At 29.5% G+C, this 417-nt stretch carries 1 pseudogene; it reads right to left on the reverse strand.

Annotated elements, in window-relative coordinates:
• Window positions 1-417, reverse strand: a pseudogene (locus CP960_RS13895) (type VI secretion system Vgr family protein); the annotation flags it as partial.

Consider the following 417-nt stretch of genomic DNA (forward strand, 5'->3'; position numbering starts at 1 on the left):
TCTAATTTGTGCTAACTCTTCTTGTCTTGGCTCTTCTACATTTAATACAGCTATACATTCACCCTCTTCTTGTGAAATATGAGAACTAACTATATCTTCAACTTCTAAATATCTTGCAAGTTGTGTTTGTGTATATCCCTCTTCTTCACTATTACTTACAAAACAGTGTGCATGTCCTACTTTATAAATATTTTCTTCTTCTAAAGTAACACTCATTTTTAATCCATTAATAGTAATATTATCATTGGTTGGATTATCTGTTAAAATATCAGTATCAGCTTCATCATTGTTTTTAATAAAATACCATTGTAATTGAGCTTCTTGAGTAGGAGTTAAATCAGTAGTTTTACTCCAAACACCATTATAAAACTTCTCAACAATAGCTTCATACTCTAAAACTTGTGTTATCTCATCTTG

The sequence above is a fragment of the Malaciobacter halophilus genome (genome assembly GCF_002837275.1).
GTDB lineage: Bacteria > Campylobacterota > Campylobacteria > Campylobacterales > Arcobacteraceae > Malaciobacter > Malaciobacter halophilus.